The sequence below is a fragment of the Stenotrophomonas sp. YJH_SMC_105-26 genome (genome assembly GCF_059368915.1).
In genome coordinates this window covers 993,298-1,014,360 of the sequence record NZ_JCAFSD010000001.1, presented here as the reverse complement: position 1 = coordinate 1,014,360, position 21,063 = coordinate 993,298, and the positions used below count along the sequence as shown (strand labels likewise).

At 67.3% G+C, this 21,063-nt stretch carries 21 protein-coding genes; 14 read left to right on the top strand and 7 right to left on the bottom strand.

Annotation, left to right across the window (positions count from 1 at the left end):
- Positions 1–7 precede the first annotated feature (7 nt).
- A complete protein-coding gene (locus tag AC5P7F_RS04685) occupies positions 8–2,857 on the top strand; it encodes a TonB-dependent receptor plug domain-containing protein (RefSeq protein WP_014648326.1) in 2,850 nt (949 codons plus the stop codon).
- A 169-nt stretch (positions 2,858–3,026) separates the two neighbouring features.
- A complete protein-coding gene (locus AC5P7F_RS04680) occupies positions 3,027–3,236 on the top strand; it encodes a hypothetical protein (protein ID WP_032955995.1) in 210 nt (69 codons plus the stop codon).
- 59 nt (positions 3,237–3,295) lie between these two features.
- On the opposite strand, the gene AC5P7F_RS04675 is transcribed toward AC5P7F_RS04680, so the two are convergent.
- A complete protein-coding gene (locus AC5P7F_RS04675; protein WP_014038392.1) occupies positions 3,296–4,417 on the bottom strand; it encodes an HDOD domain-containing protein in 1,122 nt (373 codons plus the stop codon).
- A 152-nt stretch (positions 4,418–4,569) separates the two neighbouring features.
- Positions 4,570–5,106 (bottom strand): inorganic diphosphatase, encoded by a 537-nt coding sequence (ppa, locus tag AC5P7F_RS04670; protein WP_005410935.1) that lies wholly within the window; start codon positions 5,104–5,106, stop codon positions 4,570–4,572.
- Positions 5,107–5,293: 187 nt separating this feature from the next.
- On the opposite strand from ppa, the gene AC5P7F_RS04665 reads away from it, so the two are divergent.
- From AC5P7F_RS04665 to AC5P7F_RS04645, 5 genes are all read left to right on the top strand, one after another.
- Complete coding sequence (locus tag AC5P7F_RS04665; protein WP_164077181.1) at positions 5,294–5,785, top strand: hypothetical protein; 492 nt, start codon at positions 5,294–5,296, stop codon at positions 5,783–5,785.
- A complete protein-coding gene (locus AC5P7F_RS04660) occupies positions 5,785–6,258 on the top strand; it encodes a hypothetical protein (RefSeq protein WP_126411340.1) in 474 nt (157 codons plus the stop codon). The genes AC5P7F_RS04665 and AC5P7F_RS04660 overlap by 1 nt, the downstream gene beginning before the upstream one ends.
- Before the next feature lie 84 nt (positions 6,259–6,342).
- Positions 6,343–6,843, top strand: a complete 501-nt coding sequence (locus tag AC5P7F_RS04655; RefSeq protein ID WP_014038389.1) for an RNA polymerase sigma factor — start codon at positions 6,343–6,345, stop codon at positions 6,841–6,843.
- A 105-nt stretch (positions 6,844–6,948) separates the two neighbouring features.
- Entirely contained in the window at positions 6,949–7,884 is a 936-nt protein-coding gene (locus tag AC5P7F_RS04650; protein ID WP_049408701.1) for a FecR family protein, read from the top strand.
- Positions 7,885–8,140: 256 nt separating this feature from the next.
- A complete protein-coding gene (locus AC5P7F_RS04645) occupies positions 8,141–11,059 on the top strand; it encodes a TonB-dependent receptor (protein WP_142235205.1) in 2,919 nt (972 codons plus the stop codon).
- Positions 11,060–11,174: 115 nt separating this feature from the next.
- On the opposite strand, the gene AC5P7F_RS04640 is transcribed toward AC5P7F_RS04645, so the two are convergent.
- Positions 11,175–11,432 (bottom strand): DUF2789 domain-containing protein, encoded by a 258-nt coding sequence (locus AC5P7F_RS04640; protein ID WP_006390068.1) that lies wholly within the window; start codon positions 11,430–11,432, stop codon positions 11,175–11,177.
- 105 nt (positions 11,433–11,537) lie between these two features.
- Between AC5P7F_RS04640 and AC5P7F_RS04635 the strand changes: the two genes are divergently transcribed.
- The 5 genes from AC5P7F_RS04635 to AC5P7F_RS04615 are packed head-to-tail and all read left to right on the top strand — an operon-like array spanning position 11,538 to position 14,493.
- Positions 11,538–12,125: a biliverdin-producing heme oxygenase gene (locus tag AC5P7F_RS04635; RefSeq protein ID WP_142235206.1), complete on the top strand. Its 588-nt coding sequence runs from the start codon at positions 11,538–11,540 to the stop codon at positions 12,123–12,125.
- A 31-nt stretch (positions 12,126–12,156) separates the two neighbouring features.
- A complete protein-coding gene (locus AC5P7F_RS04630) occupies positions 12,157–12,624 on the top strand; it encodes a YbaN family protein (protein WP_053495203.1) in 468 nt (155 codons plus the stop codon).
- The gene (gene exbB, locus AC5P7F_RS04625) at positions 12,611–13,339 is read left to right on the top strand and encodes a tonB-system energizer ExbB (RefSeq protein ID WP_014648318.1); all 729 of its coding nucleotides are present in this window, start codon (positions 12,611–12,613) and stop codon (positions 13,337–13,339) included. The genes AC5P7F_RS04630 and exbB overlap by 14 nt, the downstream gene beginning before the upstream one ends.
- Positions 13,340–13,348: 9 nt before the next feature.
- The gene (exbD, locus tag AC5P7F_RS04620; protein ID WP_142235208.1) at positions 13,349–13,774 is read left to right on the top strand and encodes a TonB system transport protein ExbD; all 426 of its coding nucleotides are present in this window, start codon (positions 13,349–13,351) and stop codon (positions 13,772–13,774) included.
- The gene (locus AC5P7F_RS04615; protein ID WP_046432361.1) at positions 13,771–14,493 is read left to right on the top strand and encodes an energy transducer TonB; all 723 of its coding nucleotides are present in this window, start codon (positions 13,771–13,773) and stop codon (positions 14,491–14,493) included. The genes exbD and AC5P7F_RS04615 overlap by 4 nt, the downstream gene beginning before the upstream one ends.
- A gap of 78 nt (positions 14,494–14,571) precedes the next feature.
- Here AC5P7F_RS04615 and AC5P7F_RS04610 read toward each other — a convergent pair whose 3' ends face one another.
- Complete coding sequence (locus tag AC5P7F_RS04610) at positions 14,572–16,599, bottom strand: sodium-translocating pyrophosphatase (protein WP_014648315.1); 2,028 nt, start codon at positions 16,597–16,599, stop codon at positions 14,572–14,574.
- Between the two features lie 355 nt (positions 16,600–16,954).
- On the opposite strand from AC5P7F_RS04610, the gene AC5P7F_RS04605 reads away from it, so the two are divergent.
- Positions 16,955–17,458 (top strand): hypothetical protein, encoded by a 504-nt coding sequence (locus AC5P7F_RS04605; RefSeq protein WP_164077183.1) that lies wholly within the window; start codon positions 16,955–16,957, stop codon positions 17,456–17,458.
- 72 nt (positions 17,459–17,530) lie between these two features.
- Here the strand turns inward: AC5P7F_RS04605 and AC5P7F_RS04600 are convergent, their stop codons facing one another.
- The 3 genes from AC5P7F_RS04600 to AC5P7F_RS04590 form a co-directional block, all read right to left on the bottom strand.
- Complete coding sequence (locus AC5P7F_RS04600) at positions 17,531–17,920, bottom strand: DUF488 domain-containing protein (RefSeq protein ID WP_014648313.1); 390 nt, start codon at positions 17,918–17,920, stop codon at positions 17,531–17,533.
- A 120-nt stretch (positions 17,921–18,040) separates the two neighbouring features.
- Positions 18,041–18,835, bottom strand: coding sequence for a hypothetical protein (locus AC5P7F_RS04595; protein WP_164077184.1), 795 nt, complete (start codon positions 18,833–18,835; stop codon positions 18,041–18,043).
- Between the two features lie 165 nt (positions 18,836–19,000).
- Positions 19,001–20,257 carry a 6-phosphofructokinase gene (locus AC5P7F_RS04590; protein WP_014648312.1) on the bottom strand — a complete coding sequence of 419 codons (1,257 nt, stop codon included), beginning with the start codon at positions 20,255–20,257 and terminating at the stop codon, positions 19,001–19,003.
- A gap of 136 nt (positions 20,258–20,393) precedes the next feature.
- Here AC5P7F_RS04590 and AC5P7F_RS04585 point away from each other — a divergent pair, with 136 nt between their 5' ends.
- Positions 20,394–20,957 carry an adenylate kinase gene (locus AC5P7F_RS04585; protein WP_032956019.1) on the top strand — a complete coding sequence of 188 codons (564 nt, stop codon included), beginning with the start codon at positions 20,394–20,396 and terminating at the stop codon, positions 20,955–20,957.
- Positions 20,958–21,063 lie beyond the last annotated feature (106 nt).

Here is a 21,063-nt window from a genome sequence, read left to right as displayed (position 1 = left end):
GAGATAGATGAACGTTCGTAATCCCGCAGTGCGGTTCGGCTTGCTGCCGGCCGGCATTGCGCTGGCGCTGGCGCCGGCCTTTGCTTCGGCTCAGGAAGCAAAGGGCACCACCGACCTGGACCGCATTTCGGTCACCGGCTCGCGCATCCGCGGCGCCTCGGTGGAGACCCAGCAGCCGATCCTGACGATGACCCGCGAATCCCTGGAAAAGCAGGGCTTCTCGAGCGTCGCCGACGTGCTGAACAACCTGACCTCGGCCGGTTCCCCGGCCATTTCGCGTTCGGAGTCGCTGGCTTCGGGCGAGAACGTGGGCGGCTACTACGTCGACATCCGCAACCTGGGCGCCGAGCGCACCCTGGTGCTGATGAACGGCAAGCGCCTGGGCGCTTCGACCTCGGGTCTGCAGGACCTGAGCCAGATCCCGATGTCGGCCGTTGAGCGCATCGAGATCCTGAAGGACGGCGCCTCGTCGATCTACGGTTCCGACGCCATTGCCGGCGTGGTCAACGTGATCACCCGCAAGAACTTCGACGGCGGCGAAGCCAATGTCTACGTCGGCCAGTACGGCAAGGGCGACGGCGACAGCGAAACCTATTCGATGACCCTCGGTGCCCGCGGTGAGCGCGGCAGCCTGACCCTGTCGGCCGAGTACTCGAAGCAGGATCCGGTGTGGGCCAAGGACCGCTGGTACAGCCGTGACGGCTCGCTGGGTCCGAACTCCACCTCGGCTGATTGGAGCCCGATCAGCCAGAACGGCAGCTGGTGCAACCCGAAGCTGTACGACTGCAGCAAGTCGAGCGCGGTGTGGCAGACCCTGAACCCGGGTGGCAATCCGAAGAACCCGAACGACTACCACGCGATCACCGAAGACGAGTTCGCCAACTCGAACGAGCAGATGACCCTGCTGACCGGTGTGAAGCGCAAGTCGGTCTACATCAACGGCACCTACGACTTCACCGATTCGATCAGCCTGAACACCGACGTGCTCTACAACGAGCGCCAGACCTTCCAGCAGATCGCCGGCTATCCGTACCAGTCCGCTTCCAAGTCGATCAACACCCCGCTGTCGGCAGACAGCGCCTTCAACCCGGTTGGCCAGGACGTCAGCTTCCGCCGCCGCCTGTGGGAAGTGCCGCGTACCACTGACAGCCAGCTGAAGACCCTGCGCTTCGCTCCGACCCTGACCGGCTTCTTCGAGCTGGGTGGCAAGACCTTCGACTGGGATGTCGGCGCGCTGTGGAACCGCAACGAGTCGATCAAGAGCAACCGCGGTGACATGAGCCTGATCGGCGCGCGTCAGGCGCTGGGCCCGTCGTTCATCGATGCCGGTGGCGTTGCCCGCTGCGGCACCGCCGCCAACCCGATCCTGGGCGATTGCCGTCCGTGGAACCCGCTGCTGCCGTACGGCGTTGAGGGTCAGGGCTCGCTGGCGAACCAGGAGCTGCAGGACTTCCTGTTCCCGACCTTCACCACCCGTGGCGTCACCAAGACCACCAGCTTCACCGCCAACCTGTCGGGCGCCATCGTGACCCTGCCGGCCGGCGACCTGGGCTTCGCCCTGGGTGTCGAGCACCGCAAGGAAGAAGGCAGCTACGTGCCGGACGCCTTCGCACAGTCGGGCCAGTCCACCGGCCTGGGCCAGAAGCCGACCCGCGGCCAGTACGATCTGAACGAGGTCTACCTCGAACTGAACGTGCCGCTGCTGGCCGACATGGCCTTCGCCAAGGAACTGACCCTGAACGTTGCCAGCCGTTATTCGGACTACAGCAACTTCGGTGGCACCACCAACAGCAAGTTCGGCCTGACCTGGCGTCCGCTGGATGAACTGCTGGTCCGCGGCACCTACGCCGAGGGCTTCCGCGCTCCGACCATCAGCGACCTGTACGGTGGCCTGAGCTCGAGCTTCGAGTCCTACATCGATCCGTGCGGCGTGAAGGCTCCGGGCAGCGTTGCAGGCAATGCCGCGTGCTCCGGCGCAGGCGTGCCGGCCAACTACGTGCAGCTGGGCCAGGCAGGCAAGGAATGTTCGACCCTGCCGTGCCAGTCGGGTGACCAGTTCATCTCGGGTGCCAATCCGAACCTGAAGCCGGAAACCTCCAAGAGCACCACCTTCGGCCTGGTGTGGAGCCCGCGTTGGGTGCAGGGCCTGGACGTGTCGCTGGATTGGTACAAGTACGAAATCAGCGACATGATCATCGCTGACAGCGTCGACCGCATCCTGCGTGACTGCTACGTGCTGGGTAACGCTTCGCGCTGCTCGAGCGTGACCCGTGCGGCTGACGGCCACGTCAGTGCGATCACCTACGGCACCGCCAACCTCGGCAAGATGGAAACCCAGGGCTACGATCTGGGCATCAAGTACCGCCTGCCGGAACTGGCCATTGGTCAGTTCAGCATCGACTGGCAGACCAGCTACACCGCCAAGTACGACGAGCAGCGCCAGAACAGCGCGGGCGACAACATCATGGTCGGCCGCGTCAGCGAGCCGGGCCTGTTCCGCGTGCGTTCGAACCTGGGCGTCAACTGGCAGTACGGCGATTTCGGTGTGAACTACACCGCGCGCTACTACTCGGGCATGAAGGAAAGCTGCATCTCGCTGGCTGACGGCTGGTGCGATGCTCCGAACCACATGGCCAACGGTGAGACCGATCCGCTGCGTCACACCGGTTCCAACACCTTCCACGACCTGCAGGTCAGCTGGAAGGCGCCGTGGGATGCGACCATCGCCCTGGGCGCGAACAATGTGTTCGACCACAAGGGTGCCCTGCAGTACTCGGCTCCGAACTCGGCGTTCGCCTACTACGGCGGCTTCGACGTGGGTCGCTTCCTGTACATGAAGTACACCCAGCGCTTCTGATCCATCGAAGTGCGGTAGCAACAGAAGGAGGGCGGACCGCAAGGTCCGCCCTTTTTCTTGTAGGGGAATTCCGGAAATTGTTGGAAGGTGAGCGCAGTCACGGTCCCGTCGTGTCGTAATCAACACAGTCAGGAGGTCCACTACCGGACGCTTGCATGTGGAGAGGGATATGAAGAACACGTTGCTGCGGCAGGCATCCGCCGCTGCATTGATCTACGCAACGCTGGTGGGCGCGGTGTTCGCGCAGGGCCTCGGGGTCTGCGGCGGTGGGCTCTACTGCGAGGAGTTCCGCCAGCAGTGCCTGGCCAGTGGCAAGTCACCGGTCATCTGCGAGTCGCAGTACCGTCGCTGCGTGCAGGACGCCTGCGGTATCCGCTGACATGGAAAGGGCGCACCTTGTGGGTGCGCCCTCTGTCATCCGGACATCATGCAACGCGCTCAGGCGTCGCTGGGCACCAGTCCCATCAGCGCATTGGCGTGTTCGCGCCATTGCGGCAGTTTGTTCAGCACGCCTGCGCGCTGCAGGTAGTCCTCGTCCACCGGATCGCCATTGACCAGCGCCAGGGCCACGTGCACCGCACCGGTCACCCAGAAGCTGCGGGTGTTGGCGCGCTGCGGCTGCAGGTGGAAGGCCACCGCTTCGATGATCGGCATCGGCAGGCCCCACAGGCCCAGCAGGTAGGCGCCGGCCTCGGCATGGCCAGGGCGGGTGTCGCCGGCCAGCGAGGGCTCGCTGCGCTCGTTGCGCACACCCGGCAGCAGCAGGCCGATGTCGGCCAGCAGCGCGGCAGTCGCTCCCAGTTCGGCACTGGATTCGGGCAGCAGGCGTGCGGCGAGCCGCGAGGCCAGCAGTGCGCGCTGTTGCAGCGAGTTGCGCTCGGCGGCCGACAGCGTCGGTGCGGAGAATACTTCGCTGGCCAGCACCAGGTCACGCAGCGTGGCCAGGCCCAGCCGGGTCACGGCGGTGCGCAGGTCGGCAATGGTGCGGCCCTGGCTGAAGAAGGCCGAGTTCGACAGTTGCAGCACCTTGGCGGCGATCGCCGGATCGGCGGCGACCAGCTTGGCGACATCGGCACTGTCGGCGTCGTCGTCATGTTCCAGGGCCTGGGTCAGGCTCAGGTACAGGTGCGGCGGCGAGGGCAGTTTCTCGATACGGCCGATGGCATCGCGCAGGCGCGGGCTGTCCAGCACTTCGCGCAGTTCTTCCAGGCTGGTCAGTGCCTCCAGCAGCACTTCCGGCGCCAGCGGCAGCGGCAGGAAGCGGTGGGCGACACCAATGAGGCGCGCCGGCGGCGGCCGGTTGCCATGCTGCGCATCGACCAGCGCGATGCGGATGGTCTCCGGGCGCAAGGTCCGGATCTGCCCCAGCAGCGTGGTGGCATTGAGATCCGGCAATTGCGGGCAGACGATCACCGCGTCCACGCCCTGCGTGGCCACCGCGGTCATCGCAGCCTGGCCATCGGTGGCGGTCAACGGCTGCCAGTCTTCCCCAAGATCGGCAATGAATTCGGTCAGCTCGGCCGGCAGGCTGGCTGCATCCCCAACAAGCAGAATACGCACGACACATTCCCCTGGCTGTCTCGACGATGGATGTCGATGACGTGTGAAGTGACGCAATTTACCTAATACGGCAGCAAGAGTGATGTGCCGTCGTCATGAAACGTGACCCGCATCGCTCCGGCAGGGTACCGCCGGAGCGATCCGGTTCAGGCTCAGGCCTTGCTGTCGAGATGGCGCTGGTGCGCCTCGATCAGGATCTGCTTGGCCTCAGCGGCGCCGCCCCAACCGTCCAGCTTGACCCACTTGCCCTTCTCCAGGTCCTTGTAGTGCTCGAAGAAGTGGCCGATGCGCTCCAGCCAGTGGCTCGAGACCTGGGCGATGTCTTCGACGTGGGCGTAGCCGCTGAAGATCTTCGAGACCGGCACGGCCAGGATCTTCTCGTCGCTGCCCGCCTCATCGCTCATCTTCAGCACGCCGACCGGACGGCAGCGCACGACCGAGCCCGGCACCAGCGGCAGCGGCAGCACCACCAGCACGTCGGCCGGATCGCCGTCGCCACACAGCGTGCTCGGCACGTAGCCGTAGTTGCACGGGTAGCGCATCGGGGTGGAGAGGATGCGGTCGACGAAGATCGCGCCGGTTTCCTTGTCCACTTCGTACTTCACCGGCTCCGAGTCCTTCGGGATCTCGATGATGACGTTGATTTCTTCCGGCGGGTTCTTGCCGGGCGAGACGAGTTCCAGACCCATGGTGTGCTCCAGGTGGGGGGATATAGACGGATAGCTCACCATTTTATGCCTTTGCCGGGCGCTGTGCAGCGGGCGGGTCGCCGACCTGCCGACGCGGCAAGGCCTGACGGGGGGCGCCGCCCTTGGCCGATGGGCCAGGAGGGTCTGCCGGCGCAGGCTGGACGCTCATTCCCGAGGAGTTCCGTCGATGTCCTGGTATGCCCGATGCATGGGGGTCGTGCTGTTGCTGGCGTCCCTGCCTGTCTCCGCCCGCGGTCTGCACGTGGACCTGATCGATTACCCCCGGCCCGAGGCCAACTGGGAGCGCGCCTACGGGCTGCAGGCCGCCCTGGCAAGGGAGTTCGACCGGCTTTGTGCCGATACCTGGTGCGAAGGTGAGTACAGCAACTACCGGGTGATGGAGGTCCGCTGCGCGGTGCTGGCCCATCGCGGAACGGTGCAGCGCTGCGCCTGGGTGGTGGTGGCCAGCGAGCTGGCCGTGCAGGCCGATACCGGGGAGGTGCAGGTCGACAATGGCCGCTGGGTCTGTCCGTTGGAGTTGGGGCCAGGGGTACCTGTTGACGCCTTCCATGCTTCACTGGAAGCACCAGATGGCCTGGCGGCGAACCTGCCTGGACTTGACCATGGCCTGTTCGATGCGCTGCCGGACTGCCTCCGGAAGACCGGGAGGGCGGGGTGATGCGCGTCTTCCCGGCACGATGGCTGGTCTGCGCGCTGCTGATGGCAGCCAACGCCCAGGCGACCCCTCAATTTGTCGATGCCCGTGACTACCCGAATCCGGCAACCGGGCGCGAGCGCTTCCTGGCGGCCGAACGTCTGTTGGTGCGCGGCTTTGACGATATCTGTGGGGATACCTTCTGCGAAGGGCAGTATTACAACCTGCGGGCGATGCGCTTGCGTTGCTCAGTGCAGCGGGCCACCGGTGTCGTGGCCCGTTGTGTCTGGACGTTCGCCGGGAGCTACACCTGGGTCCAGAAGACCGGGCAGATCGATGTTGACCAGGGACGCTATGCCTGCATGCTGCCACTGGCGGCGGGAACCCGCCTGGACGAGCTGCTGGCAGCGTGGGAGCGCGCCGGGCATGAAGCCCTGCATGCCACCCTGCCCGGAACCAGCACCCACGTTTACGAGGGGCTGACTGATTGCCTGTGACCATTTCGACAATGCAAACGTGACTGATTCGCATTTGCGGAGTAGCATGCGCGGCGCCTCCCGTCTGTCGTCCCGGCTCCGCGCATGTCCTCCAATGCTGCCTCCCTCACCGAACTGCTGATCCGCGAGCGGCCAGCGCTGCTGCGCCGGGTGCAACGGATACTGGGGGGCGACAACGGCGCCGAGGACGTGATCCAGGCGGTGTGGTTCAAGGCCCGTGGGGTCGATGACAGCCAGGCCATCGACAACCCACGCGCCTATCTGTATCGATTGGCCGCCAACCTCGCCACCGACCACGGCCGCGAGTCGACCCGGCGCAACCGCCTGCTGGCCGATCACTACCTGTGGGGGCCGGACGAGGTGATCTCGACCGAAGAGCAGGCCATGGCGCAGGACGAGCTGCAGCGGGTACTCGACGCGGCCGGCCATCTGCCGGAGCCGACCCGCACCATCTTCCGGCTCAACCGCCTTCAGGGCCTGACCCAGGCCGAGATCGCACGCCGCCTTGGGGTATCGGTGACCACGGTGGAGAATCACGTACGCACCGCGCTGCAGCGCCTGGCCTGGGCCCGCAGCGGCCGATGATCGCGCCGCCTTGGGGCTGGCCTTCGCGCAAACGTCTTGATCATTGGACCGTGGATGCGGTCCAGTTTCTCCGCCCCGCGCTTGAATGCGCCTGTCCGCCAGCCGATGAGCCCGCCGAACATGCTGCCTGCCGCCAATGACGATGCCCTGGCCGAGCAGGCCCGGGACTGGATCGCGTGGCTGGCCTCGGGCGATATCAGCGACGCGCGCATGCAGGCGTTCGAACACTGGCTGCAACAGCCGGGGCACCGCAGGGCCTTCGAACACGAGCGCGCGCTGTGGCGCAGCGTCGGGCCGCGAGCGCAGCCGGCCCGCGTGGCTGGTCGACGCCCGCGCCGACGGCGTTGGGCCATGGCTGCGGCGGCAATGCTGGCGATGCTGGTGGCATGGCCGGAGGCGTGGCTGCGCCTGCAGTCCGATCACCGCAGCACGCACCAGGTGCAGAACGTACTGCTGCCTGATGGCAGCCGTGCGGTGCTGGACGCCGACAGTGCGATTGCCGTGCACTTTGATGCGAACGCCCGCCAGGTCGAGCTGTTGCGCGGGCGTGCCTGGTTCGAGGTCAGTCCGGACGCGCAGCGACGTTTCAGCGTGCGCGCCGGCAATGGCGTGGTCGAGGACATCTCGACCGCCTTCACCGTGGCGCGGGGTCACGACCAGGTGGAAACCCAGGTCGGGCAGGGCAGGGTACGGATGGCCAGCCCGGTTGACGGTGGCTGGACCTACCTGCAGCAGGGCCAGCGCGCGGCCTACGGTGAACACAGTGGGGTGAGGCGATTGGGGGACGTTGCGGCCGACAGCGTCGGCGCCTGGCGTCAGGGCGAGCTGCTGTTGGAACAGGCCCGCGTCGCTGACGCGGTGCAATGGGTGGGGCGCTATCGCGCTGGCCCGACCTTCGTGCGTGGTGATCTATCGCAGCTGCCGGCGGTAAGCGCGGCGTTGCGCATCGACCGCCCGGAACAGGCGCTGGATGCGCTGGCCGCGACGGCTGGATTGCAGGTGACCCGGCTGCCGCTCGGCGTCGCCATCGTCCATCGGTAGATCCACGCCATTGCCCCGGTGCCGACCAACGGTCGGCACCCACCACTGCAACCAGCCACGCAACCGTCGGCGCCCACCACTGCAACCGGGCGCGCAACCGTCGGCACCTGCTTCGACTGCAAATCCCCTTGGGGTTGCCACGCTTTCATCCGTCTTACTCCGCGAACGTACCCGCCGCCGCCACGTACGTCGCCGTGTCCGCCCGTGTTGCGGATGACGCCGCGTTCGCGGCACCGATTACCTGACAGGTTCCCCCATGTTCGACTTCCATCGCCCGGGCCGCGTGCTGCGCCCGTCCCGCCTGTGCATCGCGTTGCTCGCCGCCGGCCTGGCCAGTGCCGCGCCGTCCGTACTGGCGCAGAGCGCCAGCAGCGACCACGCGGCCGTGCTGCGCTTCGATATTCCGGCGCAACCGCTGGATGACGCGCTGCGCAGCTACATGCGCCAGTCCGGTGTGCAGGTGGTCTATCCCGCATCGCTGGCACGTGGCGTAACCTCTCGCGCGGTCGGCGGCAGCCTGTCGGCCAACGAGGCGCTGCAGCAGCTGCTGCAGGGCAGTGGCCTGGCAGTGCGCCGGGTCAGCGCCGATGCGGTCACCCTGGAAGCGGCAACGCCGTTGCAGGCCGACAGTGGTGTGATCGTCACCGACACGCTGAGTGTGGCCGGCGACCGCGTCGGGAGCGGCGCGACCAGTGATGAAGCACGCCTGCTCGACAGCTATCGCAGCGTGGGTTCGACCACCACGCTCAATCGCACGCATCTGGAGCGTTTCCGCGGCACCTCCAACGGCGACATCGTCAAGGGTGTGGCCGGTGTCACCGCCGGTGATCCGCGCGTGGGCAACGGCTTCGACGTCAACATCCGCGGTATCCAGGGCCAGGGCCGCGTGCCGGTGATCATCGACGGTGGCCAGTCCAGCATGGATACCTACCGTGGCTACGCCGGCCAGTCGCAGCGCACCTACCTCGACCCGGACCTGATCTCCAGCCTGACCATCACCAAGGGGCCGAGCCTGCAGGCCAACGCGTCCGGTGGCATCGGCGGCGTGGTCGAGATGGAGACGTTGAAGATCGGTGACGTGCTGCGCGAGGGCCGCGACGTCGGCGTGCGCGTGCGCGGCGGCCTGGCCAATGGCAGTGCCAACAGCCTGCCGTCCTACAGTGCGGCACCGCGCACCGATCGCAGCGCCACCGGCAGCCAGTTCTTCAACGTGGCCGCCGCAGGGCACTGGGACCGCTTCGATCTGGTCGCCGCTTACGCCTACCGTGACAACGGCAACTACTTCTCCGGCCGCCATGGCTACGACGACTTCCCGCAGGATCGGCGCACGCTGGCGCCGCTGAATCCGCCGCGCACCGAGGTTTTCAATACCTCTTCGCGCTCGAAGTCGGCGCTGCTCAAGGGTGCCTGGCGCATCGACGACACGCAGACGCTGGAAGCCGGCTATCGCCGCTATGAAGGCACTGCCGGCGAGATCATGGCCTCGCAGATCATCCGCGTGGATCGTGACCGCATTCCACAGTGGGATCCGGGCCACGTCGACATGGACAGCTACAGCCTGCGCTACCGCTTCAATCCGGACAGCGAGCTGATCGACCTGCGCGTCAACGCCGCGTACACCGACACCGACAGCGTGATGTACAACAGCCTGACCGGCATCACCCCGTGGTACTTCGACCGCCGCACCGAGTGGTACGACGCGCCCAGCTTCAGTGGCGACCCCGGCTACAAGGATGCCTACCGCAATCCGCTGCGACAGAAGCGCTTCGGCCTGGATGTCAGCAATACCTCGAAGTTCGACACCCGGGCCGGCGCGTTCACGCTGGACTACGGCCTGTCCTACAGCGACGAAGACATCGCGCCGGGCAGTTCGGGGCCGGTCATGCACGACGATCTGGTCAACAACCGTTTCCTGCGCAACGCCGAGCGCAAGGAATACAGCGCGGTGGCCTCGCTGAAGTGGCAGCCCGATGAGCACTGGGAGCTGCTGGCCGGTGGCCGCTGGAACCGCGTGGATGTGCATGACCGCAACCGCCTGGCCACGCCTGATGCCTATGAGGTGCAGGGCCAGTACCGCTACACCGAGCTGCTCAATGGCAACCCGGCGCTGCCGTCGTGGCGGGCCAAGCGCATCGCGCTGCTGAACTGGTATCCAGATGCCAACGGCAACTTCACCCAGGAATCGCTGCTGGCCTCGCCGTACAAGAAGGGCACGGTGGCGGACATCGCGGGCTGGAATTTCTACGACGCCGGCAAGGCGCAGGACCTGGAGGTGCCGGTCAGCTGGACCTGGTCGCAGCCGATCCGCCGTCGCGACAGCGCGTTCTCGCCGACCGCCAGCGTGGCCTACCGCTTCAGCGAAGACACCCTGGTCTACGTGAAGTACGCCGAAGGCACCAAGCTGCCGAGCCTGTTCGAGACCACGCTGGGCCTGTTCACCGCCGCCAAACCGGTGGGCGAGCTTAAGCCGGAGCGCGCGCGCAGCTGGGAAATCGGCGCCAGCACCCTCCGCCACGACCTGTTCACTGCCGGCGACCGCCTGGCGCTGAAGCTGGCGTATTTCGATACCCGTATCGACGACCTGATCACCCGTGACTACCGCACGCTGTCGGCGGGCCTGATCCGCAACGTCGACCAGTTCAAGGTTTCGGGCATGGAGTTCCAGTCCAGCTATGACAGCGGCAAGGTATTTGCCGATCTGTCCGCGCACTACTACTCCAAGGCCAAGACCTGCGCGCCGGACATCGCCGCCGAGCGCCGTGCCTATGGGGCGCAGCGCAGGAACGGCGAGCTGGCCAACACGCCCGACTGCGTGGACGGCGGCTTCGAGGGCTCGTACACCAATACCCAGAACCCGCCGCGCTACATGGTCAACCTGACCCTGGGCTCGCGCCTGTTCGACGAGCGCCTGACCTTCGGCACCCGCGTGGTCCACAACGCTGGCCCGATCAGCAAGCTGGACAAGGACTGGAACGTGGGCCTGTCGGCGATCCAGCAGTTGTACCGGCCGACCACGCTGGTCGACCTGTTCGCCAGCTGGAGCTTCAACGACCAGCTCTCGGTGGAAGCCGGCGTGGACAACCTGACCGATCGTTACTACCTGGACCCGCTGGCCCTGGGCGTGATGCCGGCACCGGGCCGTACGGCCCGGCTGGCGTTGACCTGGAAGTACTGATCGGTCGCGGATGAGCGCTGGGGTCGGATCCCTTTCCTCCGGAAAGGATGAGCGGCGGGGTCGGATCCCTTTCCTCCGGAAAGGGCTCTGACCCCACCAGCGGGGGATACCCCGCTTACAGCCCCGTCGCCGCCTTCACCGCGTCCTCGTGCAGCGACTCGTTCAGCTCATCCACCACGGTGGTCCATGCCGCATCGGCCTGCAGCGACTCGGACAGAAACTGGCGCTGCGCATCGTTCCAGTACGGTGCCTCGACCACTTCCACATCGGTGGCCAGCTGGTGCTCGCGGATGAAGCGGGCGATGCCCTCGGCGCTGGCGTCCAGGCCCAGCTGCAGGAACAGGTTGGTCATGCGCGGTTCGGTGGTGATCATCGTCGGTTCCTGCGGTAGAAGGGATGCGCCATTATCGGCGCACATAGCCTTGGGGAAAGCCCCGTGGCGAACGTCTACAGCAGGACGACCCCCTTGGCATCCCTCATGAACGCACACACCGCCCCTGAAGACAGCCGCAGCCTGCGGCTCAAGGCCGCCACCCGCGACAGCCATGGCGCCCTGGACAAGCGCATCATGGCCGGTGACATCTTCGCCGACCGCAGCAACTTCGCCCGGTTCCTGCGCGTGCAGTACCGCTTCCATCGCAGCATCGATGCGCTGTATGCCAACCCTGCGCTGGACGCACTGCTGCCGGACCTGGGCGAGCGCCGCCGCCTGGCCCAGGTGGCGCGCGACCTGCAGGATCTGGAGCAGACGCTGCCCGGGGCCGACATCGCGGCGTTGCCGTCCGATCTGGAACTGCCCGCCGCGTTGGGGTGGCTGTATGTGGCCGAAGGGTCCAACCTGGGCGGCACCGTGCTGTACAAGATGGCCGCCAGGCTCGGCCTGGATCGTGATTTCGGCGCCCGCCACCTGGCCGCGCATCCGGATGGCGCGGCGCGCCACTGGCGCGAGTTCACCGCTGCGCTGGACGCGGTACCGCTGAGTGCCAGGCAGGAGCAGCAGGTGATCGATGCGGCCGACGCCGCGTTCCGCAGCGTGCACGGCCACGTCGAAGTGGAATTCGCCTGATGCCTGGTGCCCGCCTGCGGATGCAGCGCTGATGCGTTGGCTCTGGTTCGCGCTGGGATGGTTGATGGTCGGCCTCGGGGTGATCGGCGCGTTGCTGCCGGTGATGCCGACCACCATCTTCCTGATCCTCGCCGTGGGCTGCTTCGCACGCAGCTCGCCGAAGTTCGAGCAGCGCCTGCTGGCGCATCCGCGCTACGGCCCGTCACTGCGGCTGTGGCGTGAGCAGGGTGCGGTGTCGCGCAAGGGCAAGGCATTCGCCAGTGCCGGCATGGCCGTCGGTTTTGCGCTGTTCTGCTGGGGAGCGCACCCGTCGTGGCGCCTGCTGCTGGGCGTGGGCCTGTTCTTCGCGGTCAGCGCCGGCTACGTGCTCAGCCGACCCGCGCCGCGGCTGCAGCCCCATCCGGTCGTGGAAGTGGACGACGCCAATGATCCGCGTGCGACCCGCCGTCGCGCAGCGACCCCTGATGCTGATGGAAACCGAGACGATGCTGCCTGCTGACCTGGCCCCTGTGGCCGCCCCCGCATTGACCCCGTGGGGCATGTACCTGGCCGCCGACGTGGTGGTGAAGGCCGTGATGATCGCGCTGGCACTGGCGTCGCTGGCCACCTGGACCGTGCTGCTGGCCAAGGGCTGGGAGCTGGCGCGGCAGGCCCGGCAGCTGCGTGCGGCACGCGCGCTGTTGCTGCAGTCCGCACAGCTGCCGACGCAGAGCGAAGAAGCGACCCTGCAACAGGGCGCTGCACTGACGATGCTGGACGCTGCACGCACCGAACTGCGCCTGTCGCAGGAGCTGGACAGCCACGACGGCATCAAGGAGCGCGTCGCCTCGCGCCTGGAACGCATCGAGCTGGAAACCGCGCGCGTGCAGCGGCGCGGTATCGGCGCGCTCGCCAGCATCGGCGCGGTGGCGCCGTTCGTCGGCCTGTTCGGTACGGTGTGGGGGATCATGAACAGTTTCATCGGCATCGCCCACAGCAACACCACCAGCCTGGCGGTGGTTGCGCCCGGCATCGCCGAGGCCCTGTTGGCGACAGCGCTCGGCCTGGTCGCGGCGATTCCCGCGGTGCTGGTCTACAACCATTTCAGCCGCGTGCTGGCCGGCCTGCGGGGGCTGCTCGGCGATCTGTCGGCGGCCGTGCAGCAGCTGGTGTCGCGCGATCTTGATCGTGCCGTCCCGCGTGCCGCTGCGGCGCCGCTGCGCGCGGTGCACTGAGGCGCGACGATGGCGATCAGGACCGCGTCCGACCGCGACGATGCCCCCGAAGAAGCGCACGAGATCAATGTCACGCCCTTCATCGACGTGATGCTGGTGCTGTTGATCATCTTCATGGTGACCGCACCGCTGGCCACGGTGTCGGTGCCGGTGCAGCTGCCGGCCAGCAGCGCCAATGCCGCGCCGCCGGAACAGGCACCGGTGTACGTGACCGTGCAGGCCGACCTGTCGCTGCGCGTCGGCGAGCAGGCGGTGGCGCGTGACGGGCTGGCGGCTGCATTGCAGGTGGCCACCCACAGTGATACCGCGCAACGCATCTTCCTGCGCGCCGACACCCGCGTGCCCTACGGCGAACTGATGGCCACCTTGGATGCGCTGCGTGCGGCGGGCTACCTGAAGGTGGCACTGGTCGGCCTGGAGCAGCGCACGCAATGAGCGGACTGCGGCGCTGGGCGACCAGCCTGGCGATCGTACTGCTGGTGCACGCGCTGTTGATCGGCGCGGCCTGCTGGTGGGTGGCGCGCGCACCGGTGCAGGCTGCAACGGCTCCCCCGGCAGCGCTGACGCTGGAGCTGGCGCCGATGGCGCAGGCACCGCCGGCGCCGCCGCGCGAGGTCGCCACCGGGCCGCTGCAGCAGCAACAGCAGCGGCAGCAGGCGCCAGCGCCAGCCGTGCGTGAGCAACCCAAGGCACCCGTGCAGCCGCAGGGTGAGCTGCCTCCGCCAGAAGCGCCGGAACCAGCGCCCGCGCCGGACAGCGCCGATGCCAACGTCGCGCAGACCAGCGCACCGCCGCAGGTGGCCGCCGACGCTGCCGCACGCTACACCGCGCCGCAGACCACGGCGGGTGAGCGCAGTCGTGCCGAGGCGACCTGGGAAGGACGCCTGCTCGGGCACCTGCAGCAGCACCGGCGCTATCCACGCCAGGCCGAGCGGCTGCGCCAGCAGGGCGTGGTCTACGTGCGCTTTGCCGTGGCCCGCGATGGCGCGGTCTCGGGGTTGAAACTGGGCCGCAGCAGTGGCTTCGCGCTGCTCGACCAGGAGACGCTGGACACCGTGCAGCGGGCCAGCCCGCTGCCGGCGCCGCCGGCCGAAATGGCCGGCGACCCGGTGGAAGTGATGGTGCCGGTGTCGTTCTTCCTGCGTGGGCGGTGATTGACGGTGGGGTCGGATCCCTTTCCGCAGGAAAGGGCTCTGACCCCATCGAGGCCGTCATCCACGCATGGCGCGGATCTACAACAGCGGCACCAGCAGCAGCGCCACGATGTTGATGATCTTGATCAGCGGATTGATCGCCGGGCCGGCGGTGTCCTTGTACGGATCGCCGACGGTGTCGCCGGTCACTGCCGCCTTGTGTGCCTCGCTGCCCTTGCCGCCGAAGTGGCCATCCTCGATGTACTTCTTGGCGTTGTCCCAGGCACCGCCGCCGGTGGTCATCGAAATGGCCACGAACAGGCCGGTCACGATGGTGCCGATCAGCAGGCCGCCCAGCGCGCGTGGCCCCAGCAGCAAGCCGACCACCACCGGCACCGCCACCGGCAGCAATGACGGCACGATCATTTCGCGGATCGCCGAGCGGGTCAGCATGTCCACCGCCCTGTCGTACTGGGGCTTGCCGGTGCCCTGCATGATGCCGGGGATCTCGCGGAACTGGCGGCGCACTTCCTCCACCACCGCACCGGCGGCGCGGCCGACCGCTTCCATCGCCATCGCACCGAACAGGTAGGGAATCAGGCCGCCGATCAGCAGGCCGATGATCACCGTGTGGTCGCTGAGATCGAAGCGGAACTCCTGGCCGGGATTGGCCGCCTGCAGGTTGTGGGTGTAGTCGGCGAACAGCACCAGTGCGGCCAGCGCCGCCGATCCGATCGCATAGCCCTTGGTCACTGCCTTGGTGGTGTTGCCCACTGCATCCAGCGGATCGGTGATGTCGCGGATCTCCGAGGGCAGCTCGGCCATTTCGGCGATGCCACCGGCGTTGTCGGTGATCGGGCCGTAGGCATCGAGGGCGACAATCATGCCGGCCATCGACAGCATCGCAGTAGCGGCGATGGCGATGCCGTACAGGCCGCCCAGCGCGAAGGCTCCCCAGATCGCCGCACACACCGCCACCACCGGCAGCGCGGTGGACTTCATCGAAATGCCTAGGCCGGCGATGATGTTGGTGCCATGGCCGGTGGTCGAGGCCTGCGCCACGTGCTGCACCGGCTTGTACTGGGTGCCGGTGTAGTACTCGGTGATCCACACGATCAGCCCGGTCAGCACCAACCCGATCAACGCGCAGCCATACAGCGCCATCGGCCCATGCACGTTGTCGGACATCAGCCCGGTGGTGATCGGATAGAACGCAATCGCCGCCAGCACGCCGGAGACGATCACGCCCTTGTACAGCGCACCCATGATCGAGCCGCCCGGCTTCACCTTGACGAACAGCGCACCGATGATCGAGGCGATGATCGATACGCCGCCCAGCACCAGCGGGTAGAGCACCGCGTTGGCGCCGGCCTCGGCCAGCATCAGGCTGCCCAGCAGCATGGTGGCGATCACGGTCACCGCGTAGGTCTCGAACAGGTCGGCGGCCATGCCGGCGCAGTCACCGACGTTGTCACCGACGTTGTCGGCGATCACCGCCGGGTTGCGCGGATCATCTTCGGGAATACCGGCTTCGACCTTGCCGACCAGGTCGGCGCCGACGTCGGCTCCTTTGGTGAAGATGCCGCCGCCCAACCGCGCGAAGATCGAGATCAGCGACGAACCGAACGCCAGCCCGACCAGCGCGTGCAGCGCCTGCTCCATCGGCAGGCCCATGCGCAGCAGCAGTGCGTAGTAGCCTGCCACGCCCAGCAGGCCCAGCCCGACCACCAGCATGCCGGTGATCGCGCCGCCGCGGAAGGCGACGTCCATCGCCGCGCTGATGCCCTGGCGCGCCGCCTCCGCGGTGCGCACGTTGGCGCGCACCGACACGTTCATGCCGATGTAGCCGGCGGCGCCGGACAGCACCGCACCGACCGCGAAACCAATCGCGGTGTACCAGCTGAGGAACACCCCGACCAGCACGAACAGCACCACGCCGGCGATGCCGATGGTCAGGTACTGACGGTTGAGGTAGGCACGCGCACCTTCCTGGATCGCGGTGGCGATCGCAACCATGCGCTCATTGCCGGTGGGTTGGCGCAGGATCCAGCGCGCCGAGACGATTCCGAACAGGATCGCGAGAATGGCGCAGCCCAGCGCCAGTGACAGCCCGTGACGTTCCAGCATTAGACCCCTCCGCAGAATGGATGTAGGCATCCAGTGGCGATGAACGGCACCACGAGGGGGACGACGGGCTGCAGCCTGGAACCAACCCGTACCGACCTTGGTGGTCGTCCGACGTATGGCGGTGTTCAGCATTCCCTGGTGCCCGCAGTATGCGTGCCGCTCTTTGTAGAGTCGAGCCATGCTCGACTGGCCCGTGGGAGCCGCGCCGCATGACCCGTGGGCGCCCTGCCAATGAACGCGTCGACATGCGCGCGGACCCGCCGCCAGGCAAGGGCATGATTTGCGAGCCACCGGCCTTTGCACCCCGTTAAGCCAGCCTCTGCAAGCCTGCGCGGAGTCCCGATGGAGATCCCCCATGCGCCTGTCCCTGTTGATGCTCGCCGCCCTGGCCCCGGCCGTGCCGGCACTCGCTGCGGAAACCCCGGAGCTGCAGCGTGCCGTGGGCGCACCCCAGGCGGTGGGCGCGGTGCATACGCTGCGGCAGATTCCCGAGGCCTGCGCACGCCTGGAAGGTGCGTTCACCGGCGATGCCGCCGTCCCGTACCGCTTCTCCGCCGTGCGTACCAGCGAGCAGTGCCAGCCACGTGCGCGCTTCGTCGACTACACCAAGGCACAGCCGAGTGCCGACAAGGGCTGGAAGCTCAACGATGTGATCCGCGTGCCCAACGCGGCATGCCCGGCGCAGCAGGCGGTGGTGCGGGTGTGGCGCCTGCCGTCGAGCAACAAGGTCGAGCTGGATGGGCAGGGCCAGTCGCGCATCTATCTGGAAGAGGCCAAGAAGCAGGCGGCAGCCGGCCAGATTCCGCAGGTGACGATGTTCGCCGCGCAGCTGCAGATGGAAGGCAAGGCCTGCAATTGAGATGATGCGTGCGCTGCGCCCACGCAGTCGTCCACGTGGTAGTGCCGGCCGCTGGCCGGCATCCGGCTGATCTCACTCCGCCAGCGTCGCCCCGCGCGCCACCAGCAGCTCGCGCAACGCCCTGCGATGGCAGTGCGCTTCGTCCTCGCAGTAGCAGCCCACGCTGAGGTCGCTGTGCTGCGACATCGCGGCCAGCAGGTCCAGCGCGTGCGCGGCATCGGGCGCTTTCATCTCGGCCTTGTAGTGGCGGAAGAACGCAGTCCAGTCGGCGGCGGTCTTCGCCTCATGGGCCTGTTTCACCAGCTCCGCGCTGGGTGACAGAGTCGGGAACCAGACGTCGTACCAGTCCCGTTTCGCGAATTCGCTGCGGGGCACGCCGCGCGGTGGTCGCCGCACGGTGCCGATGCGCAGGCCCTCACCGGGTTGGCGCGGGCTGCCGAGACGAACAACACGCAGTGCCATGATGACCTCCAGGCGGGGCGTCCATCATCCTGCGATGCACGTGCGCCAGGCGTGAACCGCTGGGGAAACGAAAAGGCCCGGGCGCCTGCGCACCCGGGCCTTTTCCCATGCCGGCAGCGGTCAGTTGCCGCGGCAGTCCTTCAGCCACAACACCCGACCGATCTGGTCGTAGCTGTCGACCACGCCGGTCAGCGTGACTTTCTCGCGCAGGCGCAGGGCCAGCGCATACGCGGCCTGGTTGGCTGCGAACGAGCAGGAAATGGCCACACGCTCAAAATCGATGCTGCCATCGCTGGGCAGGTCGAAGCTGGTGTTGTAGGTGCCGCCACTGCGCAGCACGGTGGTGATGCGACCGGTGATGGCGTAGGTCTTGCCCTTGTAGCGCGGCTCGACCGCGGCCGGGTTGTCCTTGTTCTGGTTGCGCAGCTGGAAGCCGAAGCGGTCGGCGGCAATGGTCACCACCGAGGCCTGCGGAGTGGCCTTGGCCGCCTGTTCGCCCGCCTTGCCTGGCTTGATCTGGTTGAGCAGCTTGCACATTTCTTCGCGCACGCCGTCGGCCGGGGCGATGGCGCCCTTGTTGACCTTCACCACCATGCCGACGGTGCCCTGGCCGCCTTCGGAGGTGGCACTGATGATCATCGGAATCGGCTTGTGGGCCATGGATTCCGGCTCTTCGATCAGCATCGAGCCGCCTTCCACGTCCTCGCTGAGGACGTCCATGTTGGCGTTCTTGGCGATTACCCGCATCTGGCCGATGGCGCTGGCCACGGTCAGGTCCGGATGGGTGACCGATGAAGTGAAGGTAGTGCCGACGAAGGGATTGCCCTTCTTCTGGAAGTTGCTTTCGCAGGTCGCAGCGAAGGCCGGCGCGGCAGCACCGCACAGCAGCGCGGCGATCAGGATCGGGTGCTTCATGGTTACAGTCCTTGTGAAATGGCAGCACGGGCCCGGGCCTTGAGGGCCGGGCAGCGTCGAATCTGGCTTGCAGCGGCCCCTTTGCCCCGGGCCGGAGCCCGATTGTGGGGCGCTTCGGCGGCCGCCGCAATGCGCCCTGTGCGCCGCACAGGACGCAGGCACACTTCAGCCCTCGAAGGCCGGCAGCTTCTGCTTCACCGCCACGTTCTTCAGTGTCACGTACTTCGGCAGGCCGTCGGTGCCATAGGGAAGCGGCGCTTCGCCCTTGATCAGCGGCGACAGGTAGGCGCGCGCCTTGGCGGTGATGCCGAAGCCATCGCGGCGGATGAAGCCGGCTGGCATCTTCTTCTCGTGGTTGGCGATCTTCGACAGCGGGGCCGCTTCGATCTTCCAGCGATAGGGCGCATCGCTGCTGCGCACGATCACCGGCATCACGCCGTTCTGGCCCTTCAGTGCCAGCTGCACGGCGGCCTTGCCGACCGCCTGTGCCTGCTCCCAGTCGGTCCTGCTGGCCAGGTGGCGGGCCGAGCGCTGCAGGTAGTCGGGCAGCGCCCAGTGCACCTTCAGGCCCAGCTGGTCCTTGACCCGTGCAGCAAGGTGCGCCGCCACGCCGCCCAGCTGCGAGTGACCGAACGAGTCCTTGCCGCCGCCTGCGTCGGCGACGAAGCGGCCATCTGCGGTCGCGATACCTTCCGACGCCACCACCACGCAGTAGCCGACGCGCTCGACCACGGCCTTCACCTTGGCCAGGAATGCGGCCTCGTCGTAGGCGCGCTCGGGCAGCAGGATGATGTGCGGTGCTTCGTCATCACCGTTGCCAGCCAGGCCGGCGGCCGCGGCCAGCCAGCCGGCGTGGCGGCCCATCGCCTCGTAAATGAAGACGCGGGTGGAGGTCTCGGCCATCGCCGCCACGTCCAGCGCCGCCTCGCGCACCGAGACGGCGGTGTACTTGGCCGCCGAGCCGAAGCCGGGGCAGGTGTCGGTCACCGCCAGATCGTTGTCGATGGTCTTGGGCACGCCAATGCAGGTCAGGTCGTAGCCGGAGGCCTTGGCCAGCTGCGAGACCTTCAGCGCGGTATCGGCCGAGTCGTTGCCGCCGTTGTAGAGGAACCAGCGCACGTCGTGCGCGCGCAGCACCTCCAGCAGGCGGTCGTAGCGGGCGCGGTCGGCGTCCAGCGATTTCAGCTTGACCCGGCACGAGCCGAAGGCACCGCCCGGGGTATGGGCCAGCGCGCGGATGGCCGCGGCACTCTCCTTGCTGGTGTCGATCAGCTCCTCGCGCAGGGCGCCGAGGATGCCGTTGCGGGCGGCCAGGACCTTGATGCCCTTGGCCCGCGCCTGCTCGATCACCGCCGCCGCCGTGGCGTTGATGACGGCGGTGACACCGCCGGACTGGGCATAAAGGAGAGTACCGTTGCGCATGCTTCTACCTGCTCGGGGGAGGGGACATTGCAGGGACATTACCCGGATGCGGTAAAGTGGCGCTATTGCGGTGCAGCGATACCGGACCGTCCGGGACGCGAACCTTCTTTGTTTTCAACACGTTGGAGTCAGGTCAATGCGATTGGTTCTGTTGGGACCGCCCGGTTCGGGCAAGGGGACACAGGCGACGCGCCTGAAGGAAAAGCTGGGCATCGCCCACATTTCGACCGGTGACATGCTGCGCGCGGAAATCGCCGCCGGCACCGAGCTGGGCAAGCAGGCCAAGACGGTGATGGATGCCGGCAACCTGGTGTCGGACGACATCCTGCTGGGCATGCTGGAGTCGCGCCTGACCCAGGCTGATGTCGCCAAGGGCTTCATCCTCGATGGCTACCCGCGCAACGTGGCCCAGGCCAATGCGATGGACGGCCTGCTGGCCAAGATCGGCCAGCCGCTGGACGCCGTGGTGCAGCTGGACGTGGCCACCGAGCTGCTGGTGGATCGCATCGCCGGTCGTGCCAAGGAGCAGGGCCGCGCCGACGACAATCCGGAAGCGGTGCGCCAGCGCCTGCAGGTCTACAACGAGCAGACCGCCCCGGTGGTCGATTTCTACGCCGGCCGTGGCACCCTGGCCCGCGTCGATGGCGTCGGTGAGCTGGACGAGATCGAAGCCCGCATCCTGGCGGCGATCAAGGCCTGATCCGGCCGGGCCGGCGCGAATTGCCGGCTCCCCGGGCGCAAAAAAACACAGGCCTGGTCCGCGAGGATCAGGCCTGTGTCGTTTGACAGGCGCCGGCGAAGGGCTT